The 26356-nt window shown below is 71.9% G+C and carries 21 protein-coding genes and 10 tRNA genes; 24 read left to right on the top strand and 7 right to left on the bottom strand.

Going from position 1 to position 26356, the window contains the following annotated elements; genetic code table 11:
• The first annotated feature begins 30 nt into the window (after nucleotides 1-30).
• The 20 genes from WMF17_RS28800 to WMF17_RS28705 all read left to right on the top strand — a co-directional run bounded on the left by WMF17_RS28800 (nucleotide 31) and on the right by WMF17_RS28705 (nucleotide 13943).
• The gene (locus tag WMF17_RS28800; RefSeq protein ID WP_437596370.1) at nucleotides 31-1689 is read left to right on the top strand and encodes a Ppx/GppA phosphatase family protein; all 1659 of its coding nucleotides are present in this window, start codon (nucleotides 31-33) and stop codon (nucleotides 1687-1689) included.
• Nucleotides 1690-1928: 239 nt separating this feature from the next.
• Complete coding sequence (locus tag WMF17_RS28795; RefSeq protein ID WP_437644247.1) at nucleotides 1929-3407, top strand: hypothetical protein; 1479 nt, start codon at nucleotides 1929-1931, stop codon at nucleotides 3405-3407.
• 146 nt (nucleotides 3408-3553) lie between these two features.
• The gene (locus WMF17_RS28790) at nucleotides 3554-3967 is read left to right on the top strand and encodes a hypothetical protein (RefSeq protein WP_437477975.1); all 414 of its coding nucleotides are present in this window, start codon (nucleotides 3554-3556) and stop codon (nucleotides 3965-3967) included.
• 108 nt (nucleotides 3968-4075) lie between these two features.
• Nucleotides 4076-5155, top strand: coding sequence for a protoporphyrinogen/coproporphyrinogen oxidase (locus WMF17_RS28785; protein WP_437596368.1), 1080 nt, complete (start codon nucleotides 4076-4078; stop codon nucleotides 5153-5155).
• Nucleotides 5156-5174: 19 nt separating this feature from the next.
• Entirely contained in the window at nucleotides 5175-5408 is a 234-nt protein-coding gene (locus tag WMF17_RS28780; RefSeq protein WP_437596367.1) for a hypothetical protein, read from the top strand.
• Nucleotides 5409-5433: 25 nt separating this feature from the next.
• Complete coding sequence (locus WMF17_RS28775) at nucleotides 5434-6669, top strand: tetratricopeptide repeat protein (protein WP_437596366.1); 1236 nt, start codon at nucleotides 5434-5436, stop codon at nucleotides 6667-6669.
• 256 nt (nucleotides 6670-6925) lie between these two features.
• Nucleotides 6926-7102, top strand: a complete 177-nt coding sequence (locus WMF17_RS28770; protein ID WP_437596365.1) for a hypothetical protein — start codon at nucleotides 6926-6928, stop codon at nucleotides 7100-7102.
• Nucleotides 7103-7589: 487 nt separating this feature from the next.
• Nucleotides 7590-7663, top strand: a tRNA-Lys gene (locus WMF17_RS28765).
• A 153-nt stretch (nucleotides 7664-7816) separates the two neighbouring features.
• Nucleotides 7817-7888 (top strand) — tRNA-Asn (locus WMF17_RS28760).
• Nucleotides 7889-7992: 104 nt separating this feature from the next.
• Nucleotides 7993-8065, top strand: a tRNA-Pro gene (locus tag WMF17_RS28755).
• Nucleotides 8066-8077: 12 nt separating this feature from the next.
• Nucleotides 8078-8152: transfer RNA gene (locus WMF17_RS28750), tRNA-His, on the top strand.
• Between the two features lie 97 nt (nucleotides 8153-8249).
• On the top strand, nucleotides 8250-9929 hold the full coding sequence (locus WMF17_RS28745; RefSeq protein WP_437644246.1) for a TROVE domain-containing protein: 1680 nt from the start codon (nucleotides 8250-8252) through the stop codon (nucleotides 9927-9929).
• Nucleotides 9930-10013: 84 nt separating this feature from the next.
• A tRNA-Arg gene (locus tag WMF17_RS28740) sits at nucleotides 10014-10085 on the top strand.
• A gap of 75 nt (nucleotides 10086-10160) precedes the next feature.
• Nucleotides 10161-10281 (top strand) — tRNA-OTHER (locus WMF17_RS28735).
• A gap of 7 nt (nucleotides 10282-10288) precedes the next feature.
• A tRNA-Asp gene (locus WMF17_RS28730) sits at nucleotides 10289-10360 on the top strand.
• 169 nt (nucleotides 10361-10529) lie between these two features.
• A tRNA-Ala gene (locus WMF17_RS28725) sits at nucleotides 10530-10601 on the top strand.
• Between the two features lie 166 nt (nucleotides 10602-10767).
• Nucleotides 10768-10841, top strand: a tRNA-Gly gene (locus tag WMF17_RS28720).
• Between the two features lie 99 nt (nucleotides 10842-10940).
• Nucleotides 10941-11014, top strand: a tRNA-Glu gene (locus WMF17_RS28715).
• Nucleotides 11015-11145: 131 nt separating this feature from the next.
• Nucleotides 11146-11664, top strand: coding sequence for an HNH endonuclease (locus WMF17_RS28710; RefSeq protein WP_437596363.1), 519 nt, complete (start codon nucleotides 11146-11148; stop codon nucleotides 11662-11664).
• A gap of 113 nt (nucleotides 11665-11777) precedes the next feature.
• Nucleotides 11778-13943 (top strand): protein kinase domain-containing protein, encoded by a 2166-nt coding sequence (locus WMF17_RS28705; protein WP_437596362.1) that lies wholly within the window; start codon nucleotides 11778-11780, stop codon nucleotides 13941-13943.
• A 73-nt stretch (nucleotides 13944-14016) separates the two neighbouring features.
• Here WMF17_RS28705 and WMF17_RS28700 read toward each other — a convergent pair whose 3' ends face one another.
• The 3 genes from WMF17_RS28700 to WMF17_RS28690 all read right to left on the bottom strand — a co-directional run bounded on the left by WMF17_RS28700 (nucleotide 14017) and on the right by WMF17_RS28690 (nucleotide 18066).
• Nucleotides 14017-14592 (bottom strand): HPF/RaiA family ribosome-associated protein, encoded by a 576-nt coding sequence (locus WMF17_RS28700; protein WP_437596361.1) that lies wholly within the window; start codon nucleotides 14590-14592, stop codon nucleotides 14017-14019.
• A 773-nt stretch (nucleotides 14593-15365) separates the two neighbouring features.
• The gene (locus WMF17_RS28695) at nucleotides 15366-16418 is read right to left on the bottom strand and encodes a hypothetical protein (protein WP_437644245.1); all 1053 of its coding nucleotides are present in this window, start codon (nucleotides 16416-16418) and stop codon (nucleotides 15366-15368) included.
• A gap of 67 nt (nucleotides 16419-16485) precedes the next feature.
• The gene (locus WMF17_RS28690) at nucleotides 16486-18066 is read right to left on the bottom strand and encodes a DUF4215 domain-containing protein (RefSeq protein WP_437644244.1); all 1581 of its coding nucleotides are present in this window, start codon (nucleotides 18064-18066) and stop codon (nucleotides 16486-16488) included.
• A gap of 279 nt (nucleotides 18067-18345) precedes the next feature.
• Here WMF17_RS28690 and WMF17_RS28685 point away from each other — a divergent pair, with 279 nt between their 5' ends.
• A complete protein-coding gene (locus WMF17_RS28685) occupies nucleotides 18346-19314 on the top strand; it encodes an ornithine cyclodeaminase family protein (RefSeq protein WP_437644243.1) in 969 nt (322 codons plus the stop codon).
• 10 nt (nucleotides 19315-19324) lie between these two features.
• Here WMF17_RS28685 and WMF17_RS28680 read toward each other — a convergent pair whose 3' ends face one another.
• Nucleotides 19325-20521 (bottom strand): formylglycine-generating enzyme family protein, encoded by a 1197-nt coding sequence (locus WMF17_RS28680; RefSeq protein WP_437644242.1) that lies wholly within the window; start codon nucleotides 20519-20521, stop codon nucleotides 19325-19327.
• 359 nt (nucleotides 20522-20880) lie between these two features.
• Between WMF17_RS28680 and WMF17_RS28675 the strand changes: the two genes are divergently transcribed.
• Together WMF17_RS28675 and WMF17_RS28670 are read left to right on the top strand one after the other, a co-directional pair.
• Nucleotides 20881-21018, top strand: a complete 138-nt coding sequence (locus tag WMF17_RS28675) for a hypothetical protein (RefSeq protein ID WP_437644241.1) — start codon at nucleotides 20881-20883, stop codon at nucleotides 21016-21018.
• Nucleotides 21000-21197 carry a DUF433 domain-containing protein gene (locus WMF17_RS28670; protein WP_437644240.1) on the top strand — a complete coding sequence of 66 codons (198 nt, stop codon included), beginning with the start codon at nucleotides 21000-21002 and terminating at the stop codon, nucleotides 21195-21197. Before WMF17_RS28675 ends, WMF17_RS28670 begins: the two co-directional genes overlap by 19 nt.
• 127 nt (nucleotides 21198-21324) lie before the next feature.
• On the opposite strand, the gene WMF17_RS28665 is transcribed toward WMF17_RS28670, so the two are convergent.
• Both WMF17_RS28665 and WMF17_RS28660 read right to left on the bottom strand, forming a co-directional pair.
• The gene (locus tag WMF17_RS28665) at nucleotides 21325-22398 is read right to left on the bottom strand and encodes a hypothetical protein (RefSeq protein WP_437644239.1); all 1074 of its coding nucleotides are present in this window, start codon (nucleotides 22396-22398) and stop codon (nucleotides 21325-21327) included.
• 222 nt (nucleotides 22399-22620) lie between these two features.
• Nucleotides 22621-24153, bottom strand: coding sequence for a serine/threonine-protein kinase (locus tag WMF17_RS28660; RefSeq protein ID WP_437644238.1), 1533 nt, complete (start codon nucleotides 24151-24153; stop codon nucleotides 22621-22623).
• A gap of 83 nt (nucleotides 24154-24236) precedes the next feature.
• Here WMF17_RS28660 and WMF17_RS28655 point away from each other — a divergent pair, with 83 nt between their 5' ends.
• Nucleotides 24237-24590 carry an RNA-directed DNA polymerase gene (locus tag WMF17_RS28655; RefSeq protein WP_437644237.1) on the top strand — a complete coding sequence of 118 codons (354 nt, stop codon included), beginning with the start codon at nucleotides 24237-24239 and terminating at the stop codon, nucleotides 24588-24590.
• A gap of 298 nt (nucleotides 24591-24888) precedes the next feature.
• On the opposite strand, the gene WMF17_RS28650 is transcribed toward WMF17_RS28655, so the two are convergent.
• Entirely contained in the window at nucleotides 24889-26238 is a 1350-nt protein-coding gene (locus tag WMF17_RS28650; RefSeq protein WP_437644236.1) for a formylglycine-generating enzyme family protein, read from the bottom strand.
• Nucleotides 26239-26356 lie beyond the last annotated feature (118 nt).

Genomic DNA, 26356 nt, shown 5'->3' with positions numbered 1-26356 from the left:
ACAGCCCGGAGCTTCGCTACTTCTCCCGACATGGCGCGGCTCGCTGCGATCGACATCGGATCCAACGCCATCCGGCTGCGCATCGTCGACGTCGATCCTCCGGCGCTCGGGGCGTTCGGCGCCGGCCGGGAGCCGGCGCTCGCCGGGGGCTCGGCCGGGGCGCATGACGCACCGCGCTTCCACCCGTTCCGCGACGTCCACGGGGATCGCGCGCCCGTGCGCCTCGGGCACGACGTGTTCACGAAGGGCCGGCTCGAGTCGGGGGTGATCGGCGCCGCCTGCGAGGCGCTCCGGCGCTTCCGTACGGCGATGGATGCGGCCAAGGTCGACCGCTACCGCGCCGTGGCGACGAGCGCCGCGCGCGAGGCCCAGAACGGCGACCTCTTCGTCGAGCGCGCCGCGCGCGAGGCTGGCGTCCACGTCGAGGTCATCGAGGGCGTCGAGGAGGCGCGCCTCGTCCAGCTCGCCGTCTGCGAGCGCGTCCCACTCGGCGAGCGGACCGCGCTGCTTGTCGACATCGGCGGTGGCTCCACCGAGCTCACGCTGCTGCGCGGCCGGGGGGCGGTCTTCTCGCGCTCGCTCCCCGTCGGGACGGTGCGGATGGTCGAGACCTTCCTCGAGGATCGCCGCCCCGTCGACGCGGGGCACCGGCGGCTCCTCGAGGAATACATCGACCGCGTCATGGCCGACGCCACGCGCGAGATCGTGGAGCTGCTCGGCGAGGGCTCGGGGGTCGATCTGCTCGTCGGTACGGGCGGCAACATCGAGACGCTCGCGGACCTCTGCCCCGTGTCGGGCGCGCCCGTGGAGGGGCGGGCGATCGACGTGGCCGCGATGTTCCGCCTGCTCGACGACCTGGTGTCGAAGACGCCCGAGGAGCGCGCGCAGATCTACGGCCTGCGCCCGGACCGCGCCGACACCATCGTCCCCGCCGCGACGATCCTGACGCGCATCGTCCGGACGTTCGCGCAGCCGCTCATCGTCGCGCCCGGCGTCGGGCTGAAGGAGGGCGTGCTCGTCGACCTCGCCCACACGCACTTCCTCGGGCCCGACTTCCGCGGTGAGGCCGCCGCCGTCAGCGACGCCTGCACCCGGCTCGGCCGCCGCTACCACTTCGACGAGCAGCACGGCGCGCTCGTGGCCCGCCTCGCCGAGCGGCTCTTCGACGATCTCGCGCCGCGCCACCGCCTCGGTCAGCGCGACCGGATCCTCCTGCGCGCGGCGGCCTTGCTCCACGACATCGGCGACTTCGTTCGCTACGAGGGGCACCACAAGCACAGCTATTACATCATCGCCCACAGCGACCTCATGGGCCTGACCCCGGAGGAGCGCGCGATCGTCGCGAACATCGCGCGCTACCACAGGAAGTCGCCGCCCAGCATGGACCACGACAACTTCCGCGCGCTCTCGCGCGACGCGCGCGCCAAGGTCAAGACGATGGCGTCGATCCTCCGCATCGCCGACGCGCTCGATCGCGAGCATCGGGCCAAGGTCGTGGACGTGAGCGGCCGCATCGAGGGCGACACGCTGGTGCTCGGGGTGCAGGGCGCGGAGGATCGAGCGCTCGAGGAGTGGACGGTCGTCGCGAAGGCGGGGATGCTGCGCGACGCCCTCGGCCTCGATGTGCGGATGGTCGACGCCACGCCGAGATCGCACCCGCCCCCGTCCGCCGCGGCCGCGGGCGGCTGACGCGACGGGAGCCGCCGCGAACGCGGGCGGCTGGCGCGACGGGAGCCGCCGCGAACGCGGGCGGCTGGCGCGCGAAAAAAATCGCCGCGACCTTTGCGCGGAACCCTGTGCGTCACCATGTAGGTCAGCACGGGGGAAGTTGTGCCTCCGGAAACGAGCGCGGCGACGCCGTGCCAGCGGTCGCGGCGGTGCCGCGAGCGAGGGCGGCTGCGCTGCCGCGGAACGAGGGCGAGCGACCGTTGACGCTGAAATCTCCAAAGCTGATGGAGGCCCGCCGCGCCGCCGGCATCCTGGAGTCCGCCCTGCGCGGGCACACCGGCGATCTGACGCTCGCCGACGCCTCGGCCAGGAGCGGCCTGCCGCTGCGCGACGCCGAGAGCGGCCTGCACCTGCTCGTCAGCGAGTACCGCGGGCACCTCAAGGCGACGTCCGAAGGCGAGCTGCTCTTCCGCTTCCCGCACGGCTTCACCAAGCCGTGGGAGACCCGCACGCGGCTCGAGCGCGCGCTCGGGGCCGTCCTCCGCGGCGCCGCCGGCGTGGCCCGCTTCGTCGTGCGCGCGTGGATCGCGATCGTCCTGATCGCGTACGTCGTGATCTTCGTCGGGATCCTGCTCGCCCAGATGTTCGCCCGCTCGAGCAGCGACTCGCGCGATCACGGCAGCTTCTCCGGATCGTTCGCGGGTTACTTCCTCTTCCGGATGGTCTTCGACGCGATCTTCTGGACGTTCCACCCGTTCTCGCCGTTCGTGTGGACGGCCGATCCGCCGTGGTCCTCGTCGCACGGCCGCCGCGGGGCGTTCGGGCAGCGCCGGGACGAGACGCCGTTCTACGAGAAGGTGAACCGGTTCTTCTTCGGTCCGACGCCGGCGCCGCCCGATCCGCTGGAGAACGAGAAGCTCATCCTGGCCGAGATCCGCGCGCAGCGGGGCCGGATCGGGCTCGCCGATGTGATGCGCGTGACGGGGCTGTCGCGCGATGAGGCGGACCCGCTGATGGCGCGGCTGATGCTCGACTACGACGGCACGGTCGACGTCTCGGAGGAGGGGGGGATCGTCTACCGGTTCGAGGCGATCCGGCGGACGGCGGCCGAGGCGCCGTCGCGGTCGCCGTCGCCCGTCTGGGCGAAGCGCGAGGAGCTGCCGCCGCTCACCGGGAACGGCCCGGGGGCGAACACGATCATCGTGGCGCTCAACGGGTTCAACCTGCTGATGAGCCTCTACGCCCTCGGGGCGAACCTTACCCTGGACAACCTCGGGCTCCTGGTCCGCGGGGTGCCGATGGCGGAGCTGCCCGCCACGGGGACGGCGGTGGCCCTCGGGGTGGTGCCGCTCGTCTTCTCGCTCGCCCTCTTCGCGCTGCCGCTCGGCCGCGCGCTCTTGCGCCCGCTGAAGCGGCGGCGGCTCGCCCGGCGGAACGCCCGGCGGGCGGTGCTGCGAGCGATCCTCACCCGCATCGGCGCCAGGCAGGGCCGGGAGCCGATCACGGAGGCCGTGCTCCAGCGGGCCTGGCAGGACGCGGCGGGGGAGGCGCCGCGCTCGGAGGAGATCACCCGCGAGGTGGTCGCGCTCGGGGGCGACGTGGATCTCGAGGCGGGCGAGGGGATCCGGTACCGGTTTCCCGATCTGGAGACCGAGGCGAAGGCCATCGAGGCCGAGCGGGAGGCGGCCTCCGAGGAAGAGGCGCGCCCCGGGAAGGTGATCTTCTCGTCCGACGCGTGAGCGCCGTCTCGGGCGGTTTTGTCCTATGGAGGCGGCCGCAGACAAAGCGTCATTGGCGTGGGCGCGCGTACGGGGCCGAACCGCACGAATTCGCCGTTCATTGACGCGCTCTGGCTCGGACGTCTACGGTACGTTTAATTTCGCTCATGTACTCCGTTGACAACAGAGCCGGTCGTCTCATCGAGGTGAGGCTCGCCTCACCGCTCCCGGCTGGTGAGGTCGACGCGTGCATCGCCAGGATCCAGGGCATCGTGACCCAGAACCGGCACGGGGCTGTGGTGTGCATCGAGCTGCTCCAGGTCGACGTGCTCGCGCCCGAGAGCGCCGAGAAGTTCCTGGAGATGATGCGCGTCCAGAACGCGACGGTGCATCGGACGGTCTACCTGCTGCCGGTGGCGAACGCGATCCTGGGTCTCCAGGTCGAGCGGCTCATCCGGGACGCGCACAACTCGAGCCGAAAGGCGTTTCGCGACACCACCTCGCTCGAGGCCTGGCTCGTCCCGGTGATGACGATGGTGGAGGCGCAGCAGCTCAGGAAGTTCCTGTCGCAGCTCGGCTGAGGCGCCGGCGAACTTCGGCCCTGAAGAGCGCGATCGGGTCCAATAGACCTCCATGGGGTCGCGGCCGAGCGTGCCTCTCGTGGCGCCGCGTCGTGGTATAGGGGTGCGATGCGACGCATCGCCATCGTCGGAGGCGGTCTGGCCGGGTGCATCGTCGCGTTCAGGCGAGCGGCGGCGGGCGACCGGGTGACGCTCGTCGAGGCGGCGCCGCGGATCGGCGGGCAGCTCTGGACCGAGCGGACCTCTGGCTTCGTGGTGGAGCACGGCGCCGAGGGGTTCATCGCGCGGAGCGAGGCGGTCCCCGCGCTGGCGGACGCGCTCGGCATCGCCGGCGATCTCGTCGGTCAGGAGACGCACAGGTCGTTCGGCTTCGACGGCGCTGCGCTGCGGGAGCTCGCGCCGGGCGAGGCGGCGGCGTTCCTCGGCTTCCAGGTGCCGCGCGACGAGCTCGGCAAGGGGATCCGGACCTTTCGCCTGGGGATGGCGCAGCTGACCGAGACGCTCGCGCGCGCGCTCGCGAGCGACGGGCGCGTCGACGTGCGCACCTCCGCGGCGGCCGTCTCGCTCGAGCGGGCGGCCGGCGGCCTCCGGCTCGCGCTCGCCGGCGGGGCCGAGATCGACGCCGACGTCGTGGTGCTCGCGACCCACGCCGCCGGCGCGGCCGCGCTGCTCGGCGAGCCGGCGCGGGCGCTCCGCGACGCCGAGACGCTCTCCAGCGTGACCGTGTCGCTGGCCTACCCGCGCGCCGCGATCGAGCACCCGCTCGACGGGACCGGCTTCGTCGTCGCCGCGGGGCACCAGGCGCACGGCTTCCGCGCGTGCACGTTCACGACCTCGAAGTTCGCCGATCGCGCCCCCGCCGGCCATGTCGCGCTTCGCCTCTTCTTCCGCCCCGAGCCGGCGGATCTCGAGCAGATGAACGACGGCGCATGGGCGGCCCGCGCCGAGGCCTCGCTCGCGCGCGTGCTGCGCGTGCGCGGGCCCTCCGAGCGCGCGTGGGTCTCGCGCTGGTCGAGCGCGCTCCCGGTCTCCACGCCCGCCCACGCGGCGCGGGTCCGGGAGACCGAGCAGGCGCTCGCCGGCAGCGGCGTGCTCCTCGCCGGCTCGGCGTTCCACGGCTCCGGGATCGACGCCGCCGTGCGCTCCGCCGAGGCGGCCGCGGAGCGCGCCGGCGCCCTGTCGACCTAGACGCGAGAGGATGCACACCATGACCATGGACATCAGCGGCAGCTGCTGCGCGCTCGATATCGACACGTCCCGAGCCACGAAGGCCCATGTCGCCGCGAACCCGCAGGCGGGACAGGGCAGCTTCGACGGCGCGCTGGAGGAGATCCGCAAGGCCGCGGAGCGGGCGAGCCCGGTGCTCGACGACCTCCAGAGCCCCACGCGAGCCGCGAGTGCCGTCGTGAAGAGCGGCAGCGCGAGCGGGCCAGAGGCTTGAGCAGCGCGACGCCTGCGCCGGCACCATGAGGAACACCAGCAGATCGACGACCCAGGGAGGGCGTCTCGCGCTCGGCCTCGCGCTCGCGGCGGCGTGCGCCGTCGCGGGGTGCCGTGACGAGCCGCAGAGGCCGGCCGCCGAGCGTGCGCCGCCTGTCGCCGAGAGCTCGCCGCCGGCCGCGGCGAGCTCGGCCGCCGTCGCCTCGTCCGCCAGCAGCGGTGCCCCGCCAGCGTCGCCGGCCCTGCCCGCGCGCGGCGGAGCATCGCCGCGCCCGCTCACCGAGAAGGAGAAGCAGGCCCTCGCCGCGCACGATGCGGCCCTGGCGAGGGGCCGGCTGGCGACAAAGAAGCGGGACTTCGGCGCGGCTGTCCAGGCGTTCACCGAGGCGCTCGCTGCGGATCCGAGCGACGCGCGGGCGCTCGCGGAGCGGGGCTTCGCGCACCTCGGCGCCGGCCACGGCGACGCGGCGGAGGGCGATTTCTCCGCGGCGCTGGCGGGGGCGGGCGACCCCGAGCTCCGTTCCCAGATCTGGTTCAACCTCGGGCTCCTGCGCGACAACGCCGGCGACGCCGAGGCGGCCCGGGTCGCCTACGCGAACGCGCACGCGCTCAGGCCCTCGCCGGCGACGCGCGGCAAGCTCGCCGGCAGGTCGACGTGCGCCGTGGAGATCCGCAAGACCGGCCTCGAGAGCGCGGTCATCGCGAAGAGCTGGACCGAGCTCCGCGAGCGGGTCGGCCCCAGCGGGGAGGAGCTCGGCGAGGCGGCGACCGAGGCCGCGGCGAGAGCGCACCTGTGCGGACCCGAGGGCAAGCGCGCGAGCGACGGCCCGTGCGCCGGCGATCCGCCGTGGATCTTCCCTCGCGAGTACGCGACGTATATCTACCTCCACAACCATGTCGTCTTCCCCCGCCGGCCAGGGGGGTTCTTGGTCGCGAACGGCGGTCGCTCGGGGGGCTGGCCCGCGCGCTGCCACGGGCTCCGCACCGTGAGCGGCTCGACCAGGGGGGAGCTCCTCGTTGTCGAGGGGTTCTTTGACGGCGCCGGCGCGGTCTTCGACGGGGAGCCCAACGAAGAGCAGCGCTGCCGCGACGGCGTGAGCCACCGCGAGCAGACGTTCTACGACGCGCGTACCGGCCGAGCGCTGGTGGCGCTGCGCTGGCCGGCAGTGAGCGAGGCCAGCGTGACGGTGGAGGGAGGTCACGTGGTGGTCTCGGGCGCCGGGTGCAATGAGCGATTCCGGATCGAGGTCGGCGCCCGATAGGGCACGATGTGTGCTCCGCGCTGCCACCGTCCGCCGCCTCCCTCCCATGATGCGCGGTGATCGGGCCCGCCGCCGCCCTTGGTATACGTCGGGCAAACCCCCGGAAAACCGCGGGATCCCCTGATTGCGCTGATCCGCGCTGCGGCCCGGAGAGCCCCGGTATCGAGCGCGGAGAATAAAAAGAATCGACTCCAGGAACTTTTCGGTTGCACAGCCCGTCCAAGGGGAGTACTTATCCGGCACACAAGGATTCGTTATGTTCAGCCGCCACGACGACATGCAGCTCATCGCCAACCAGCCCAAGGCGGGAACGCCTGAAGCGATCGTGGCATGGGAGCATCTGCTGGGTGACGATTCCTTGGCGCACGACCCCGGACACGCCTGCGGCCTCCGCCCGTCGCGGAAGCTCGGTACCCCGGAGAATAGCGCCTAGAGGCAGCTAAGCACGCGTCGATCCACGACGTTCGCGAAGGCCGCCTCGGGAAACCCAGGCGGCCTTCGGCGTTTTGGGGCTCGTGAGCTGGAGGCCCGTTGTGGGCTGCAGGCCCGCTGTGGGCCGTGGCTCCCTTGTGGGCTTCGGGTCCGCTGTGGGGTGCGGGCTGCAGGCTCGTCGAGGAGAGGGATTGTCTTGCTTGCCGCGCGTGCGAGGTCGTCGCGCGCTGCGGCAGGGGGGAATTGCGCCCATGGAAAGGAGGCGCGGTAGAGAGTGCGCTGGAAGCATTCGAATCGATAACGAATGACGTTCGGGGGCCATGGTGCGCGCTCGCGGGGGCGCGATCGGGATTCGTGTACGCCCGCTCCGGGCGAGGGATGGCCCGAGCGGCTGTAGATCATCCGCTCTTTCGACGCGGAGGTTCGAGCTCTTCAGAGGATGATGGCCTGCCCGCGTGGCAGGCGATGCGGAGGTGCGCCCTCCGTGCGGACCCGTAGCTCAAATGGATAGAGCAGCCGCTTCTTAAGCGGACGGCTGGAGGTTCGATTCCTCTCGGGTCCACCCGGCGCACCGCTCGGCGTGAAATGCCGGCGAGCGCGGCGTGAGAGCGCAGAGATCGCCGATGCGCTCTCGTGGATCCCTCTGCGGGGGGGTCGCTCGTTCTGTGACAACCAGGATGTACGATGTAGATGGAGGCGCGCTGCGCCTCCATGTTCCGGTGTAGCTCAATGGTAGAGCGTCCGCCTGTTAAGCGGAGGGTTGGAGGTTCGATCCCTCCCGCCGGAGCCGCGCCCCCGGCGCTCGGAGGTCAGGGCCCGCCTTGTTCACGCGAGGCTCGGGCTCGCCTCCGGGCCCGGGGGGCCGTGGGCGCCTGCCGTGGGCAGGCGCTCCGGGATGTAGCCCAGTGGAGAGGCGCCTCATCTGGGGTGAGGAGATCCGCCGGTTCGAATCCGGCCATCCCGACGATAGCTTGCGTGGGTGTTACTCTTCTGGTGAAGAGGGCAGGTTGTGACCCTGCGAAGACGGGTTCGATCCCCGTACGCCCACCCAGGACGGGTCGATCGCGCTCGGTTATCTTTGGGAGATCCTCCGAGCGCGCCGCTTATCCGTCCTCGTTTGCCCGGGCTCTCGGGCCGGAGGTGGTGTCATGGCCAATTATCTGAAGCACTTTGCCGCGCTGGTCACCCCGCAGCGGCACAAGGCCCGCGCCGATCAGGCGAAGAACAGCGCCGGTGGCTTCGCCTTCGCCCTCGACGAGTGGGCGAGGCTCGACCGCTGGCTCATCCTCGGCGCGGAGGGGGGGACCTACTATGCGAGCGAGCGGAAGCTCACCGTGGAGAACGCCCGCGCCGTCGAGGCCTGCCTCGCCGCGGACGGGCCCCGCGCCGTGCAGCGCATCGTCGACATCAGCGGCTCGGGGCGAGCGCCGAAGAACGCGCCTGCGATCTTCGCGCTCGCGATGGCCTCGGCCGACCCGAAGATCGAGACCCGGAAGGCTGCCCTCGCGGCCTTGCCCGAGGTATGCCGCACGGGGACGGATCTCTTCCACTTCGCCCGCGACGTGCGGGGTTTCCGCAAGTGGGGGCGCGGGCTCCGGTCCGCCGTCGCTGCCTGGTACAACGGCAAGCCGGTCGACAGGGTCGCGTATCAGGCGATCAAGTACCAGCAGCGCGACGGGTTCAGCCACCGCGATCTCCTGCGGCTCGCGCATCCGGTCGCGCCGACCCCGCAGCACGACGCCCTGTACCGCTGGATCGTCGGCGGTATCGAGGCGCTCGGCAAGGAGTCGGCGCGTGGCAAGGCGCTGCCCCCGGGGGAGCTGCCGGACGCGGTGCGCGCGTTCGAGTCGCTCCGCGCGGCGACGAACCGGAAGCAGGTCACCGCGCTGATCAGGCAGCATCGCTTCACGCACGAGATGCTCCAGACCGAGTGGAAGAACGACCCCGCGGTCTGGGAGGCGCTGCTCGAGCACATGCCGCAGACCGCGCTCATCCGGAACCTGGGGAAGATGACCGCGATCGACGTGCTCTCGCCGATGAGCGACGCGTCCCGCAGGGTGGCGCAACAGCTCACCGACGCCGGCCGCCTGGCCGCGGCGCGGGTCCACCCCGTCGCCGTGCTCTCGGCTCTCAAGGTCTACGAGCAGGGCCACGGCGAGCGCGCGCGCCGGCGCGCCAACGCGCTCTCGTGGACCCCGGTCCGCGAGATCGTCGACGCGCTGAACGAGGCGTTCTACCTCGCGTTCCGGGCGGTCGAGCCGACAAGGAAGAAGCACCTCCTGGCGCTCGACATCTCCGGATCCATGACCAGCGGCAACATCGCTGGTGTCCCCGGCCTGACGCCGCGCGTGGCGAGCGCGGCCATGGCCATGGCGACGGCGAGGATCGAGCGCGAGTACAGCGTGGTCGGCTTCTCGGCGGCGTCGGGCGGGTACGGCGGCAAGTGGGGCGGGGGAGTCTCCGGCCTCTTGCCGCTGTCGATCTCGCCGGAGCAGCGGCTCGATGACGTGCTGCGCGCGGTGGAGGGCCTTCCCTTCGGCGGCACCGACTGCGCGCTGCCGATGATCTGGGCGAAGCGGAACCGGGTGGAGGTCGACTCGTTCGTCATTTACACGGACAACGAGACCTGGGCGGGCGGCGTTCACCCGTTTCAGGCGCTCAGGGACTACCGGCAGGCGATGGGCCGACCGGCGAAGCTTGTCGTCGTCGGCATGACGTCGACCGGCTTCTCGATCGCCGACCCGACGGACCCCGGCATGCTCGATGTCGTGGGGTTCGACGGGGCGGCCCCCCAGGTGATGGCGGATTTCACCCGGGATACCTCGTGACAGAAAGCGTGACGGACGGGCTCCGCCGGCCCGTCCGTCCGACGCCGGGTGCGGTTCGACGCCAGCGTCCGGCTCCCAGGAGCTGCCCCCGAGCCCGAATGGACAGGGGCCGGCCTACGAAGCCGGTCGATGCGGGTTCGAGTCCCGCCGGGGGCGCCGGGATCCCGCCCTCCGTTGTCCGCCCATTGCCCGACCCGGGCCGAGGGACGACGGTTCTCGGATCCCGACCTTGCCGCTGTAGCTCAGTCTGGTAGAGCACCTATACCGTTCTCCGCCCGCTTGCCCGACCCGGGCCGAAGGAGGACGGTTATCATTCCCTAGGATGTCGCGGGTTCGAATCCCGCCGGCGGCGCCGTGTTGCCCTCGTATGCATCTGGTGAGGCAGCCTGATTGTCGATCAGGTGAGGGGAGTTCGATCCTCCTCGGGGGCGCCTCGAGAGCTCTACAGAGCTCCCGCGAGACGCTTCGATTGCTGCAAGCCCGGCTCCCTCCAAAAAAGAGCGAGCCTGGCTCAACGAAATCGGCGGACAGCCGTCCAATGGAGCCAATGGAGAAGGAGATGACAATGAAGATCTGACGCGAGGGTCGACTCGCTGAAGCGGGGTGATAGTTCAACCGGGAGAACACTGCCCTCGCACGGCAGGGATCGAGGTTCGACCCCTCGTCGCTCCACCGGACGGGCCGAAGCTCGTGGGTTATCACCTTACCCTGAGCCCCCACAGCGCCCCTTGCCCGTTCGTTCTTCTCGGCGCCGAGGCGGGCCGCCGGCCGGCGTGCCGCACATCGTGCGGGCGCGCGCGGCGCCCGGCGGCCCGCCTCCTTTTTTCATCATGAACCTGCGGTGGTAGCTCAATGGTAGAGTGCGAGCGTGCCAAGCTCGCGACGGGAGTTCGATTCTCCTCCACCGCTCCAGCCACGAGAGCCGCGCCTCGGGAGAGGACCGCGCCCGCGACGCCGCGGAGCCGGGAGCTCCCGCGGCCGGTGGTCGCTATTGCGTGGTTACGTGACCATGTCCCCATCTTGCTAGAGGCTCAGGCGGCCGGATTTTCGCTCCGGAGACGCGGGTTCGAATCCCGCTGGGGACACCGGGCCGCTCCGCTCGCCTGCGTGCTACTTCGGGAGCCCGCGCCCGAGCGAGCGAGCCTGCCAATTCTATCTCATCGCACGTGACGTGGAGTGACATCATGAAGAGAAAGAGACGCTAGAGAGGTGGGCCATGACCGCGCAGACGCTGCTTTTGACGCCATGGATGGTGCCCCATAAGGTCATCTCGTGGCAGACCGCTGTCACGATGAGCTTTCTGGGCAAGGTGGAGGTCATCGAGGAATACGACGACGACATCCGGTCGCCGTCGCTCTCCATCAAGGCACCCGCGGTGGTGCGGCTGAAGCGGCCGACGCTGGGGATGAAGCGCGGCGTGAGGTTCTCGAGGGTCAACGTCCTCCTGCGCGACGGCTTCCGCTGCCAGTACTGCGGCGTGAAGAAGGAGGCCCGCGAGCTCAACTACGACCACGTCGTCCCGCGCGTGCAGGGCGGCAGGACCGTCTGGGACAACATCGTCGCGTCCTGCTACGCGTGCAACACGATGAAGCGGGGCCGGACGCCGGAGCAGGCCGGCATGAAGCTGCTCCGCGCCCCGGTGAAGCCGAAGTGGCTGCCGCCGGCGCCCGTCCTGGGCCTGAGCGAGCGGCGTATCCCGGAGGTGTGGGCAGGCTACTGCGCGAGCGCGGGATGACCCGAGCCCCGCGCGCCGGCGCGTCCATGACCCCGTCCCACGGTCGAGGGTCAGGCGCGCCGGCGCGCGTCGGGGCTTCCGCCGCCGGGCGGGCAGGTGCAGGATGGTCGGGCATGGAGATGCGCCCGGCCTCCGACCGCATCGAGGACGAGCTCGCGCCGTTCCCCGCGGTCCTGCGCGGCTGGCTCATCGAAGGCGAGCTCGGCCGCGGCGGGATGGGGCGGGTGTTCCGGGCGCGGCACCCGAAGACGCGGGCGCGGGCGGCGATCAAGGTGCTGCTCGGCGACTACGCCCGCCGGCCGGACGTCGTGGCCCGCTTCCGGCAGGAGGCGATCGCCGTCAACATCATCAACCACCCGGGCATCGTCCGTGTCTTCGACTCCGGCGAGCTCGAGGACGGCTCGCCCTACATCGTGATGGAGCACCTCGACGGGCGGGGGCTGCGCGACTGGGTGCAGGCGGCGCCGCCCGCGGATCGACCGCGGCAGGTCGTGCGCCTCGGCTACCAGATCGCCTCGGCCATGGCCGCGGCCCACGCGTCGAAGGTCGTCCACCGCGATCTGAAGCCGGAGAACATCATGGTGGTCGACGACGAGCTCGCGCCCGGGGGCAGCCGCGTCAAGATCCTCGATTTCGGCATCGCGAAGGTGCTCTGGGGCGGTCTCCCCGAGGTGCTGGAGCTGGAGGGGAGGGGATCCATCGCGCCCGCGTCCGTGCCCACGATCCGCACGGAGCTCTCGACGCGGCAGGCGCCGACGGTGGCCACCACGAACGGCCCCGCGCTCGCGGCGGGCACCGCGAGCGCCGCGGGCGCAACCTCAGAGAGCGACGCGCGCGAGGACGACGCGCTCAGGAGCCTCCCCCTCGTGAGCATCCGCAGGTCCGCGATCCACCCCGCGTCGGTCGAGGGCCCGCCCGAGGCGGCCTCCTCCGCGGTGGCGCGGGGGTCGCGCGCGTCGATCGAGGCCGCGCCGCACAGCGAGGGCGCGGGACAGCCCACGATGCCGTTCACGCAAGAGGGCGTGTGGGGCCTCGGGACGAGGAGCTACATGGCGCCGGAGCAGGAGCGCCACTCCGGGAGCGTCGACGTCAAGGCGGATGTCTACTCCCTCGGCGTCATCCTCTATGAGCTGCTCGAGGGGCGGACGCCCGACGCGCCGAGCGGGGCATGGCCGCCCCCGATGAGCGCTTCCACGCCGCCCGATCTCGTCGCCCTCGTCCACCGGGTGCTGTCGTTCGAGCCCGAGGCGCGGCCGCGCATGACGGAGGTGGCGAGCGCGCTCCACCGGCTCGGTCGGGCGAAGAAGGAGCTCGACGAGGCGCTCTCTAGGTGGGTCCTCGGCGGCAAGGCGCCGAAGCTCTTGCCTCGCGGCAAGGCGCTGCACGAGCTGTCCGCCTGGGCCCGGGACATCGACGATCTCACCGTTCTGGAGCGCACCTTCCTCGACGCCGCCGTCGCGGCGGAGGCGCGCCGCGAGCGCCTCACGCGGGGGCTCCTCGCCCTCGGCGTGGTCGTGCTGATGGGCATGGTCGCGACGACCACCGTGTTCTGGATGCACGCGGCGCGAGCGCGGAAGACGGCCGAGGCCGCCGAGCGCGCCGCGCGGGAGCACAGCCGCCTCGAGGCGGCCGCGAACGCTTCGGCGCAGGAGGCGCTCGCGAAGATGAGCGAGGCGCAGCGCGCGACCGAGGAGGCGCTCGCCCTGGCGATGAGGGCGAGCGACGACGCGAAGAGCGCCAACTCCGCCAAGGAGTCGATGAACGAGGCGAAGCGCCTGGCCGAGCACGCCGAGCTCCGGGCGCGGCGCGCGGCCCAGGCCGCGTCGGCGGCGAAGGCCGAGGCCGACGTGCGCTACGAGCAGTCGAAGAGCGCCATGGAGCGCGAGATCACCGGGCTCGAGATCGACCGCGAGCGCCTGTCGGCGCGGATCGAGCAAGCCGAGAGCGAGCGCGAGCGGGCGAGGGCCGCCCTCCGCTCGAGAGATCACGAGCTCAGGGCGGCGCTCTCGGAGCTGAGGCGTGAATCCGCGCGCGTGGGCTGGCTCGAGCGCAAGCTCGACGAGGCCTCCGACCGGATCGACGACCTGGAGCGGCAGCGCGAGGCGTGGGAGACGAGGCGGCAGAGGGCGCAGCCGCAGCCAGATCCTCCCCGGGACGGGGACGCGGTGCCTGCACAGGACGAGATGGAGGAGATCGCGACGCCGCCGGCCGAGCCCCCGATGGCCCCGACGCCGCGGCGGTCGCCTCTCCCGCCGTGGCTGCGCGATACGACGATATAGCCGCCCGCAGGGCGAACGAGGGAGCGGCAGGGCCGGCGCCGCGCGCACGAGCCCCGCGCTCTCTTGGCTCGGCCTAGCTGAGCGTGGGTATCTCCTCGCGGCCGCGGTTGCCGCCGCGCGCGTCCACGACCCGCACCGTGCTCGCCTGAGGCCCGTCGTCGCCGTCCTCTTCCGTGTAGGCGACGCCCATGCCGATCTTCAGCTCGGAGAACGGCGCCGATACGATGCTTCGCTCGTGGAAATAGATCTCCCGACCCTCGATCGTCCTGATGAACCCGTGGTCGTTGAACAGCTTCGTGATGACGCCGGCGGTGTCCTGCGCCGGGTGGGCCTTCACCTCGCTCCGCTGCTCGCTCGCGAGCTTCTTCAGCTGGCGACCAGCGCGGTGGAACACGTCGCGCACCGCCGTGGGCAGCAGGTTCCTGGCGGCCCGCTCCTCGCTCACGATCTCGTGCTTGCCGGCCACGTGGAGGTCGACGCGCACGCGGTACTCTCCGCCCGTGCCCTGGCTCGCGTGTTCGCGCTCGACGACCACGGCGCAGCTGTTGATGTGGTCGTTGAAGCGCTGGATCTTGTTCGCTTGCTCGCGGATCAGCTCCTCGAGCGAGGGGCTTTTATCGATGTGCCGGAAGGTGAGCTCCACTTGCATGCTCGCTCCTTTTCATCCTGCGTCGCTTGGACTCCCGGAACGCGCGCCGCTCCGGAACTGTGAGGTAACACCTCGTGTGTGCTTGAAGTGAGCAGGTAGCAAGTTCGCTGCCATGGTCGCTCAGCCGTGCGGCAGCCCGATGGCGGCGAGTTTCGCGCTCGAGCGACGCCGGGCGCGGCCGGGGCGGCGCAAGCTCTGCGCGACAGGAGCAGCTTCTTGCGTTCCTCGTGGATCTCCAGGCTGGCGCGGGCGGCGTGGGCGAGGAGCGACGAGCGTGCTCTCCTGGGGCAATCTGCGACACCCGGGGCGTCTTGCGTCATTCCGTTGCATTTCATCGCGTTCTACACGCCTGTCCGGTCCAGGAAGGCGTGTCGACGCTCGGCGAGCGAGCTCTTCCATGGAAGGCAGCGAGGGGCGGCCGCTGCGGCGGGCGGGCCATCGCGCCGAGCGATGCGAGGGCCCCCGCCCGCCGTGCCGAGATGCCGTGCCGATCGGGAGCAGGTGCGCACGGCGCGTCGTCGCGCCGGCGCCGAGGAACGACAGGGGAGCGAGCACGAGGGCGAGATCTCGCGGCGCCACCTCGCCTCGCCCTCGGAGGAGCCGTGGGCGCCCTGGGGCATAGCGCCCGCTCCCGGGCCGTTCCGGGGCGCTGGACATCCTCGGCGCGAAGCGCGGGGTGGATGACCGCAGCTGCAGGTACCGCGGAGCCCTCGGATCGCGGCGTGCCGGCCCCCGCCGTCAGCGGGCGCGCCGGCCGCCCCCCGAGCGCCGCTTCAGCGGATCTCGAAGACGTAATCCGTGTCGTAGGTGCGGACGAAGAGCTTGCCGTCCTTCTCGACAAGGAACTCAGGTCCGCTCTTCAGCGGGAGCTTCGAGACCACCTTGCCGGTGGCGCGCTCGAGGACATAGAGGAAGTCCGGCTCGGCCGTGAAGCCGTATCCGCAGAGGAGATGATCTCCGCGCAGGACGAAGTTCTCGGCGTTGCAGACGAGCGGCGCGCTCTGCCAGAGGAGCTGCCCAGAGGCGAGATCGATGGCCGAGAGGTAGGCGTTCTTGCCCTTCGACGAGGCCGCATACGTCCTGTGTCCCGACGAGACGTAGAGCACGCCGTCCTTGACCACGGCCCAGCCGACGTGGCCCCGCACGAACGCGGCTTCCTTGGGCGCGAACTCGGGCGGCGTGAGGAAGCTGTCGAAGTCGAAGAAGGCGACGACCTCGTGCGCCGCGTCGAGGATCGCGACGAAGCGCGCTTCGGCGAAGTCTGGGCCGTAGAACAGCGCGATGTGGTCGCCGTGATCGATGGCCTTGACGAGCGCTTGATCGCGGTAGCCCTCGGGAACGAAGGAGGGGAGGGGGCGGGCGCCGCTCGCGCCGCCCGCGGCCGCGCTCGGCACCTGCAGCGTCGGCAGGGAGAGGCCGTTCGTGGTGAACCACGCTGCCCCGTCCGTGATCTCGTTCTTCCGCTCGGCGACCTTCACGAGGCGCGGCGCGGCGGAGCCTCCGGCCGGCGCGGGCCGGAAGAGCGCCTGGCTGAACGGCGGAGGCGCGAGCTTGACGGGGGACCTGCTGTCGAGCGTCGCGCGCGCCGCGCCGGCGCCCGCGCCCGACGCGCCGTCGCCCGCGGTCGACGGCGCGGGCTGCGGGGCCGGGGTGGCGTCGTGCGGCGACGGCGTTGCGACGCCGGGCGCGCCGGGGAGCGGCGGGGCGTCCTGGAAGGCGCGGGCCGGCGGCGCGGAGGTCGGCTGGCAGGCGCACGCGGTCAGCAACGCGGCGGCGAGCAGGCGCGTGCGGCGAGGCGGCTGGGCGGAAGGCGGGGCGGCAAGCACGCGCGCAGCGTACCTCATCCGCCCCGTCCGGAGGGCGCTCGGTCGCGCCGCGCGGCGGCGCCGGAGCTCAGGGAGAGGGGGTGAAGGAGAGGTTGAGCGTGTAAGGCCCAGCGTTCCTCTGGCTGTCCGTGTCGACGAAGATGAGCAGGGGCACGCCGCCCTGGACGCTGACCGTAAGCGTCTCATCGCGGCCTCCGAGCACGGCGTCGATGCACGCCAGCTCGGGGCCCGTGCAGCCCGTCCGCACGTACATGCCCTGATCTGTCGCGGAGGACAGCACCAGCCTGAGCCTGCCGGCGCTCGGCGGCGTGAACGAGTGGATCCTCTCCGGCGTGTTGGGGCGGATGCAGCTGCCCGCGAACAGCACCGTGCCGCCCGTCGTGTCGCCCCGGTTGTCGCCCAGGACGGCCACGGACGCGTCCTCGCAGACGTCGTCGAGCTCCGCGGTGCACGCGGCGGAGCAGCCGTCGCCGTCGACCGTGTTGCCGTCGTCGCACTCCTCGGGCGCGCTGACGATCCGATCGCCGCAGGTGGCCGGAGAGAACACGAGCTCCAGCGTGTACGGCCCTGCGTCGGCGCGCGTTCGGGCGTCGACGACGATCGGCACCGCCTGGCCCTCGCGCACGACGAGCGCGAACGACTCCTCCTCGGGCGCGGCGTCCGAGGCGGCGTGCTCATCCGCGCACGCGAGCTCGGTGGAAGCATTCGCGCACGCCGTGCGGGTATAGAGGCCGTGGTTGCTCTCCGACTGGAGCACGACGAGGAGCGTGCCCGACTGGCCCGCGGGCGGCGTGAACAGGTGGAGCTCCTCCGGCCCGTCGCCGGTGCAGCTGCCTTTGAGCGCGCGCGTGCCGCTCGACGTGTCGCCCTCGATCGTCGTCGTCGTCACCGGCGTCGCGCCCGCGCAGGCTGCGTCGACGAGCGGGCCGCAGGTCGCGGCGCAGTCGCTGTCCGCGCAATCGATCTGGCCGTCGCCCTCGTCGTCCTCGCCGTCGGCGCAGTCGGCCTCGCCCAGCTTGCAGACGCCGTCGAGCCTGTCGCACACGCCGAGATCCGCGCACTGCGAGTTCACGGTGCACCCCGGGATGCACGCCGTGATCTCGCCGCCGATGTCGCTGCACCTGTAGCCATCGCGGCACTCGTCGGTCGTGCTGCAACGAAGGATGCACAGGCCGAGCGACTCGCCGAAATCGACACAGACGGCGCCGTCGGAACAGGCGCCCACGGCGGGATCGCAGAGGCTCGCGCAGGCCCCGGCCGGCCAGCCCCAGTCGGTCTCCGTGATGCAGTACTCACCGGCGCACGCCGCGTCGTAGGTGCACGCCGCGCCATGGCCGGCGGACGTCCCTCCACCGGAGCCGCCGGTGCCGGTGGGCTCGGCGCCGCCGGAGCCGCCGGTGCCGGTGGGCTCGGCGCCGCCGGAGCCGCCGGTGCCGGTGGGCTCGGCGCCGCCGGAGCCGCCGGTGCCGGTGGGCTCGGCGCCGCCGCTGCTGCCCGTGCTTGTCGCGTCCGACGCGCCGGCGCCGCTGCCGCCGCTCCCGCCGGCGCCGCCGGCGCCGCCCTTGCCACCTTCGCCTTCATCATCGCCGCATCCGGCGATCGCCGAGAACGCGAGCACAAAGAGACCTGCAACGAGTCGTACGTTCATCCACTCGCTCCACCAGAAGAGAGATCGTCAAGACGCGAGGTGCACCTCACCCCACGGCGCAGCTTCGCCATCTTCAGCGCAATGGCTTCGCCTGCCAACCCCCCGGTTCATGTCGCCGGCGTTCCGTGACCGGCCGCTCCCGGCTGCCAGATCCGAGCAGGCCAGGCGTCCCTTTCGCGGAAAGAGGGCGCACGAAGGCGGTGCGCGGAGCATGCGAGCACACCTGCCCGCCGCCGGGACGCGTGCGCTCGCTTTCGGCCTCGCGTACGGTCGCGCCCGATGAAGTCCGAGAAAACATTGCTCCTGTCCCAGTCCGATGTGGTCTCCCTTCTCGCCATGGACGCGGCCATCACCGCCGTGGAGGCGGCGTTCGCGGCGCACGGCCGCGGCGAGGCCGCGATGCCGCCGAAGGTGTACCTGGGGCTGCCGGCCCACGACGGGGATCTCCGTGCGATGCCGGCCTACGCCGACGGCGCGGCTGGGGTGAAGTGGGTCAATTCGCACCCGAAGAACCCGGCGCGCTTCGGCCTGCCGTCCGTCATGGGGCTCTACATCCTCAGCGATCCGGCCACGGTGTCGCCCCTCGCCGTGATGGACGCGACCCGCCTCACGGCGGTGCGGACCGGCGCGGCGGCGGCGATCGCGTCGAAGCTCCTCGCGCGGCCCAACCCGAGGACGCTCGGCTTCATCGGCTGCGGCGTGCAGGCGCGCTTCCTGCTCGACGCCCACCGCGCCGTCTACGGCGCTCAGCTGGAGGTGCTCACCGCGGACGTGTCGCGCGAGGCGAGCGAGCGGTTCGCGGCCGAGGCGGGCGGGCGCGCCGTCTCGGTGGAGGAGGCCTCCGGCTGCGACATCCTCTGCACCTCCACGCCCGCGCGCGCGCCGGTCGTGCAGCGCGCGTGGGTCCGCCCAGGGGCGCACATCAACGCGATGGGCGCCGACGCGCCCGGTAAGCAGGAGCTCGATCCGGAGATCCTCCGGGACGCGCGCGTGATCATCGACGACTGGGCGCAGGCGACCGAGAGCGGCGAGGTCAACGTGCCGCTGCACGCGGGCGCGCTGCACCGCGAGCACATCCAGGGGACGATCGGCGAGGTCGTCGCGGGCAAGCTCGCGGGGCGCGGAGACGCGGCCATCACGGTGTTCGACTCGACCGGCCTCGCGATCCAGGACGTGGCGCTCGCGCGCGTCGTCTACGCCGCCGCGCGCGAGCGGGGCGCCGGGACGGCGTTCGATTTCTTCGGCTGAGCGCGGCCCTCTAGGGCGTCCTCGCGCACCGCACGCCGAGGCTGTAGTAGGGGGCTGACGGCGCCACGCTGACCCGCGCGGACGTCAACAGATAGCTCGGCGCGCCGAAGGTGCTCCCGCCGCGGACCACCCGGCTCGAGGTGTCCGTCAGGTTGGCGCAATCGACGCATTCCGCCGGGTAGGTCCCGTATCCATCCAGCATCCACTCCCGCATGCTCCCGCCGAGATCCGCCTGCGCCCACCGCCCGTCGCCCCTCGGCGAGCGGGACCCGGAGGGCGCGATGTCGCCGAAGTCGCTCTGGAACGTGCAGCCGGGCGCTGCGCTCTCCCTGCAATCATAGGATGCGTAGCTCGCGTCGATGGTCGTCGACTCCGGCGGGTTCGACCACGGATACTGCCTTTGCTCGTCCCCTCCGGCCGCCGCGTAGTTCCACTCGGCTTCCGTGGGGAACCGGCCCCCGTCCCAGGCGCAGAACGCGAAGGCGACGTACCAGCTCACGCAGTTCATCGGCAGGTGCTCCTGGGCGCCGGGCTCCTCCGTCCACGTGCGCATGTCCGGGTTGTCTGGAGTGCACGTCACCGCGGCTCGCAGCGCCGCCGCGTCCGGGGGCAGCTCGCCGTTCCAGGCCGGGTTCCACCCGCTCGCCTGGATGTCCGGGTGCGCTCCCGCATCGGCCGCGGGCCGGCTCCCGGGGTACGCCTCCACGAACTTCCGGAACCTCCCCACCGTCACCTCGAAGCGATCCAGCCGGAAGTCGCTCACCGTCGCTGGATACGCAGGATCGTTGCCGCGGTTGAACGTCCCCCCCGGCACCAGCGCGCTCGCGCAGCAGCCCTCGTCGGCGCCCGACCCGCACGTCGCTGGCAGCCCTTCGCAGCTCGGCGGTGTCGTGCACGCCCCTCCGCTGCACACGGGCGCCTCCGCAGGGCACGGCTCCGGGGCGTCCCACTGGCCGCGGTCGTTGCATTGCTCTGGTCGGTTGTCCGAGCACCGCGCATCGCCGGGCGTGCACGCTCCGGTGCCGGCGCCGGTGCCATTGTCGCCGCCGCCGCGGCCCGAGCTTGCGTCGCCGCCGCCCGAGCTTGCGTCGCCGCCGCCCGCGCCATCCAGCGGGTGATAGTCCTTGTCCAGCCCCAGGAGCGCCGTACAGCCGCTGGCCAGGAAGGTCGATGCCGCCCACCACCACCCGGCGCGCCTGCTGAGCATATTTACTCCTACAGCCGCCGCACGGGCGCTGTCCACCGCGCCGCGCGCCCGTGCTCGCGTTTGGTCAGCGAGCAGCTGCGTCGCATCGGCGATGCGTGCCTCCCGAATTGCACCGTCGCGCCGTGTCTGACGCTCTCGGGAGCGCGCGGCCAGCGGCGCGGGCGCGAGCTGAGCGAGGTTATCTTCTGAGTGGAGTGCGCCAAGGCTGCCCCGAACCCGACGTGTGGCGAGCTGTTCGCTGAGCAGAACACGCGGCCTCGCGTGATTACACGCAGCCCGGTGCGCCCATCTCTCTTTATCTGCCATGGATAGCGGTTGTTCGAAGTGCGCTCCTCCTGGAGCGCTGGTATCGAAGCCGCGTGGGAAAGCTGGGCCGGTTCGCGGAGGAGACGTTGCGCGTCACGGCTGGTGCCGCTGCATGGCAGGACGCGCCCGAGGTCCGGCTCGAGCGGGTGCAGGCCGACGGCTATCTTCTCCCATGGATGACCAGCGGTTGAACACCATGGATCCGGGCAAGCGTGGCGGCAAGCCGTGTGTGCGCGGCCTGCGGATCACGGTCACTGACGTCCTGGAGTATCTGGCCTCTGGCATGACCATGGAGGAGATACTCGCCGACTTCCCGGATCTGACCGCGGAAGAGTCAGACCCGCAGGCATCCTTTTTCGTGCTGTATTGACGGGTGAGGCGCGGCCGGGGAGCCCCCTCCCGGAACGATGCCGACGCGGCGCATGCACGAGGTGGCCGGATCAGCGTGGGGACGGAAAGTCCTGGGACGAGGCGCCTCGGAGGCGCAACGGCCAGCCTCAGAAACGCCCTCTCGCGCCGAACGTCGCCCCCGCCGGCCCTGCCTCCAGCACCCCTGCGCTGATCCACCTCGGGCGCGCGCCGGCCGCCGGGGCGGTGGGCTTCGGCTCGGTCCAGTACAGCACCGCCGCCGCCCCGAGCCCGGCCAGCCCCACCCCGAAGGCGATGGTGCTTACCCGGGCCATCGCGTCCGCGCTTGTCGCGGCGTCGTACCCTGTCGGGTCACAGGCCTTCCGATCCGTGACCTGGATCCCGCTGCCGCAGTGCTCCGCGATGACGCCCTTCTTGTCGAACACGAGCGCGCCCAGGATACCGCCCAGCAGGAACCCCGCCGCGCCGACCGCGCCCGTCACGTAGACGGCCGCCCGGCGTCCGGCCGGGACCGCCGGCGCGTCCGGTTCGGCCGGCGCAGGTGCTGGGTCGGGCGGGGGCGCCGCCAGCTGCGAGGGCGCCGGAGGCGGCGCGGGCGCTGCCGGGGGAGGCGTTTCCTTCAGCTCCAGCGTGAGCTCCTTCGCCTCGCCCTCGACGAGGGTGATGCGTTGTTCCCGGACGGGCCCTCCCGGCGTCTTGATCGACACCAGGTGCTCTCCCGGGTCCACCGGCAGCGCGATGCCCAGCGCGGCCTCGCCCAGCGCGATGCCGTCGCGCATCACCACGGTGCCGGTCGGCGCGTGCGGCGGCAGCGAGAGCGCGAGCTTCGGGATCCGCGGCGCGAGCTGCTGGCGCTTCTGTCTCGCGAGCTCCGGCCGCTTGCCCTGACGGATCCTCTGCTCCGGCGTGAGCCGCTCGAACAGCGCAAGGTACTCTCCGAAGCGCGTCGCCGCGGTGGCGATGCGGCCCCACTCCGCCTCGCACGACGCCAGCGTGAAGAGCGTGCCGGGCTGAGGGTCGAGGCGCAGGCTCTCAGCGAGGGCCTTGCAGCCCGTCTCGTAGCGGCCCGCCTGCATGTCGGCGAAGCCTCGTTCGAAGAGCGCATCGGCGGCCGCGATGTCCTGCGCCGCAGCAGGAGCAGAGAGGGAGAGCAGCCCGGCGATGGCGAGGAGATGCGTGGAGCGGCGGAACCAAGGGGGCATGTTCTGGCACTCAGCAGGTGAGGAGAGATCGGGACCCGCGCGAGAGCAGGCGCGGAGTGTGGACGGATGTGAACATGAGAGCGGCGAGGCGGGAAGGAGAGATGAGCGGGTCTTTGTGCGCTCGTTCTGTGCGCTTGTGACGACGTGCGGACCTCTCGGGGACGGACCAGGCCGCCCTCCGCGCGCGTGGGGCGCGAGGCGGCGTCGCGGCGGAGATGCCGCTCAATACCGCCCGAAAGGGGAGGTCGATGTCGGCTGCGGCGGGGGCGGCTTCTTGTTGACCGGAGGGGGTCTGGGTCCGGTCGGCGACGGTTTGACCGCCGTGTCCCGTGACGTCGTGCCCGCAGGCGCAGCTGGAGCGGACGTCATGCCGGTTTTCACCGCCGTCGAAGACGGCGCGCTCGGAGCCGCGGCGCTCGGAGCGACCGTGGGGGTTGGTGCTGGCGCTGCGGCGGTCGTGTCCTGCGCCGCGACGGTCGTTTCCGGGCCTGCGGGGCGCAGCTCCGGCGTTGCCGCTGCGGTCGTTTCCGGCGCTGCCGCGCTCGCGGCGTCCGGCGCCGCGACAGGATCGCCCCCGCCCGCGCCGCGCAGCGCGAGCCAGCCGCCCAGCAGCACACCGAGCCCCAGCAAGGCCACCGCGGCGAGCGACGCTCGGCCGGGCACCCCGGAGCGTGCTGGCAGGGCGGACACCGCTGCCCCGGTCGACGTCCCCGCGAGCGCCAGGCCCTGCGAGCGCGCGTCGCGCTCCGGGCCCGGGCTCCTCGCCGGCGCGGGCTCCGCTGTCGCGACCGCGGAGGGCAGCCCCGTGGCGGCGGGCATCACCCCGGGCCAGGACGGCGCGCTGGGGAACGTCCCCCGGTCGCCGCCCACCGGGACGCAGAGCACCTCGCCCAGGGCGTGTACCGCCTCCAGGGCCCGGCGGAACCGCGCCGCCGGGTCGACCGCCGTGGCCCGGGCGAACCACGCATCGAAGCCCGGCGGCAACGCCACGCCGTGCGAGCGCGCCCGCTGCACCGGCGATTCCCGAGGTCCATGGATTGCGATCATCGCGAACGCGAACACGCCGTCGGCGCTGCTCGCCTCCGGGTGCCAGTAGGGTATGCCCACGAGTAGCGTATAGGCCATCATGCCGAGCGCGAAGATGTCCGCGGCGGCGGTGAGCTTCGTGCCGCCGTGGAACTGCTCGGGGGGCATGTAGATCGGCGTGCCGAGGCTGCTGGTAGCGCCGGCCGCGGTCGCGCCTTCGGCGACGAGCTTGGCGATGCCGAAGTCGAGGATCTTCACGCGGACCGAGCCGTCCTCCCGCTGCGACAGGAAGATGTTCGCGGGCTTGAGGTCGCGGTGCACGATCGACACCGCGTGCGTCCGCTCGAGGGCCAGCGCCATCTGGTAGAGGTAGGTCACCGCCTCGGCGGGCGGCAGGCGGCCGGCGCGCTTGATGCGCTCGCCGAGCTCCTCGCCGCGGAGCAGCTCCATGACCAGGAAGGGCGTCCCCGTCGCCTCGTCGACGCCCGCGTCGGAGACGTCGACGATGTGCTCGCTCTCGACCTTCCCTGCGATGCGCGCCTCGCGCTTGAAGCGTTCGCGCATCTCGCCGCTCTGGAAGAGGTGCGGGTGCATCACCTTGAGCGCCCGGCGGCGTTCGGTCTCGAGGTGGACCACCTCGTGGACCGCCCCCATGGCGCCGGCGGCGATGAGGCGCACGACGTGGTAGCGGCGCGCGAAGACGGTCCCCTCCGCAAGTATGACCGACACGGTACGAGGCTCGCGCGCCGGCCGGGCGGCGTCAAGGAGTCAGGAGGCCCGTTATCCATCGACCGTCGCGAGCGAGATCCGCCATGATGCTGCGCCTGCGCACGCCCCAGGCGTGGTGGGCCATCACCGAGCGCATCCTGGACGCGCCCGCGTACGTCGAGAGGACGCGGTTCTACTTCCCGGGCGACGACCTCTTCGCGCCGCTCACGCGACCCCATGGCTTGCCGATCGGCAACCTGACGTCGCAGATCTGGGCGAACGTGGTGCTGACACCCGTGGACCACCTCCTCGGCTCGCACCTCGGGATCGGCTCCTTCGTGAGATACTGCGACGACCTGCTGGTCTTCGATGACGACCCCGGGCGGCTACGCGCCGCGCGGGCGCGGACGAGGCCGCGCGAGGCGGCGGCGAGGTCGGCGCGCTTGTCGCGGCGGTAGGAGGCCTCGATGAGGCTCTCGGTGACGTCGAGGCACGCGTGGAGGAGGCGGTCGCCGACGGTGAAGCGGTGATCGCGGGGGAACTTGGCGACGCGCTCGGCGACCCAGGCGAGCAGCGTTTCCATGCGGACGGCGATGACCGGTGCTGCAGCCGGGCCGGGGGCTCCGCCCCCGGACCCCAGGTTCTCCGCGTTACGGCGGCTATCGCCCGCCATCGGCGGGGATCGTTGCTTGAACAAGGGTTCAAGGATCAAGCTTCAAACGAAGTGTCGTGATAAGCAATATTCGTGTCATGTCGCTACGGTGTCCTCGCGCACCGGGCACCGATGTAGCTGTAGCGGAACGACGGGACGAGGTTGCTGCGAGCGGACGAGAGCAGGAGCGATGCATCATCGGTGAAGCCCCCGCCCCGGAGCACCCGGAACGAGGCAGAGATCGTGTTGGCGCAATCGTTGCATTCGTCGGAGTACGTCGTGTACCAGTCCAACACCCACTCGTACATGCTCCCGGCCAGGTTCGCCTGCCCCCACCTTCCATCTCCCCTCGTCGATCGCGACCCCACGGGCTGGAGATCACTGAACACACACGCTCCGGACGCTGACCCGTCCCCGGTGCATTCATATACGGCATGACTTCCATCGATGGTGGTCGAGGCTGCCGGATTCGACCATGGATACTCCCGCTGCTCGCTCCCTCCGGCCGCCGCGTAGTTCCACTCCGCCTCCGTCGGCAACCGCGCCCCATCCCACGCGCAGAATGCGAACGCCACGTACCAGCTCAGGCAGTTCATGGGCAGATGCTCGGTTCCTTCGTTCGTAGCCCGCCACGTCTGGTAGGTCGAGTTGCACTTCACGGCCGCCGTCAACGCCGCCGCATCCGCAGGCAGGTTGCCGTCCCAGCGCGTATCCCACCCGCTCCCGTCGATCAACGGGTGTCGCCCTGCTCCCGCCGCCGGCATGCTCCCGGGGTACGCCTCCACGAACCTTCGAAACCGCCCCACCGTCACCTCGAACCGATCCAGCAAGAACCCGTTCACCGTCGCCGGATATGCTGGATCGTTGCCTCGGTTGAACGTGCCCCCGGGCACCGCCTCCGCGCTCGCACAGCAGCTCTCGTTGCCCGCTGGCCCGCACGTCTCAGCCAGCCCGACACAGCTCGGCGGTGTCACGCACGCCCCTCGGCTGCACACGCGCGCTCCCGCAGGACACGGCGCCGCGTCCTCCCACGCCCCGCGCTCACCGCACCGCTGCGGCCGGTTCTCCGAGCACCGCACGTCCTCCGGGCCGCACTCGCCGATGCACTTCCCCTCCACGCACGTCTGCCCCACGCACTCCGTTCCCCCTGGCGTGCACTCTGCGCCACCGCCGCTGCCACCGGTTCCGCCGCCGGTTCCGCCGCCGGTCTCTCCTCCGGTGCCCGCGCCGCCTCCGGTCCCCGTCGCCGTGCCACCGGCCTCTCCTCCGGCGCCAGCATCCCCACCGGTCCCCGTCACCGTGCCGCCGGCTTCCCCACCGGTCCCGGTCCCGCCGCTGCCTCCTTCCACCACGTAATAGCCGTCCTCCAGCCCCGCGAGCATCGCACACCCGCCCGCCGTGAGCGCCCACGCCGCCCACAGCCATCTCGCACGCTCCCTCGGCCTCTTCTCCATGTCTTCCCCTAGGCCGCCGCACAGCCGCTGTCCACCGCCGCACGTGATCCGCCTCATGCCCTGCTCCGCGAGCCGCCTGCGCGCCCTCCCGCTGCGCGGCTTCCAGGGGGCCCGCGGC

This window comes from Sorangium sp. So ce362, assembly GCF_051519845.1.
Classification (GTDB): domain Bacteria; phylum Myxococcota_A; class Polyangia; order Polyangiales; family Polyangiaceae; genus Sorangium.
The sequence above is the reverse complement of the archived record's forward strand: the minus strand, read 5'-3'. Positions and strand labels throughout refer to the sequence as shown.

Coding starts and splice junctions, on each gene's coding strand:
- WMF17_RS28685 (WP_437644243.1), top strand. CDS start 18,346: ATGAAGTCCGAGAAAACATTGCTCCTGTCCCAGTCCGATGTGGTCTCC.
- WMF17_RS28780 (WP_437596367.1), top strand. CDS start 5,175: ATGACCATGGACATCAGCGGCAGCTGCTGCGCGCTCGATATCGACACG.
- WMF17_RS28700 (WP_437596361.1), bottom strand. CDS start 14,592: ATGCAAGTGGAGCTCACCTTCCGGCACATCGATAAAAGCCCCTCGCTC.
- WMF17_RS28680 (WP_437644242.1), bottom strand. CDS start 20,521: ATGCTCAGCAGGCGCGCCGGGTGGTGGTGGGCGGCATCGACCTTCCTG.
- WMF17_RS28770 (WP_437596365.1), top strand. CDS start 6,926: ATGTTCAGCCGCCACGACGACATGCAGCTCATCGCCAACCAGCCCAAG.
- WMF17_RS28775 (WP_437596366.1), top strand. CDS start 5,434: ATGAGGAACACCAGCAGATCGACGACCCAGGGAGGGCGTCTCGCGCTC.
- WMF17_RS28790 (WP_437477975.1), top strand. CDS start 3,554: ATGTACTCCGTTGACAACAGAGCCGGTCGTCTCATCGAGGTGAGGCTC.
- WMF17_RS28670 (WP_437644240.1), top strand. CDS start 21,000: ATGGATGACCAGCGGTTGAACACCATGGATCCGGGCAAGCGTGGCGGC.
- WMF17_RS28745 (WP_437644246.1), top strand. CDS start 8,250: ATGGCCAATTATCTGAAGCACTTTGCCGCGCTGGTCACCCCGCAGCGG.
- WMF17_RS28710 (WP_437596363.1), top strand. CDS start 11,146: ATGACCGCGCAGACGCTGCTTTTGACGCCATGGATGGTGCCCCATAAG.
- WMF17_RS28665 (WP_437644239.1), bottom strand. CDS start 22,398: ATGCCCCCTTGGTTCCGCCGCTCCACGCATCTCCTCGCCATCGCCGGG.
- WMF17_RS28650 (WP_437644236.1), bottom strand. CDS start 26,238: ATGGAGAAGAGGCCGAGGGAGCGTGCGAGATGGCTGTGGGCGGCGTGG.
- WMF17_RS28800 (WP_437596370.1), top strand. CDS start 31: ATGGCGCGGCTCGCTGCGATCGACATCGGATCCAACGCCATCCGGCTG.
- WMF17_RS28655 (WP_437644237.1), top strand. CDS start 24,237: ATGATGCTGCGCCTGCGCACGCCCCAGGCGTGGTGGGCCATCACCGAG.
- WMF17_RS28785 (WP_437596368.1), top strand. CDS start 4,076: ATGCGACGCATCGCCATCGTCGGAGGCGGTCTGGCCGGGTGCATCGTC.
- WMF17_RS28690 (WP_437644244.1), bottom strand. CDS start 18,066: ATGAACGTACGACTCGTTGCAGGTCTCTTTGTGCTCGCGTTCTCGGCG.
- WMF17_RS28705 (WP_437596362.1), top strand. CDS start 11,778: ATGGAGATGCGCCCGGCCTCCGACCGCATCGAGGACGAGCTCGCGCCG.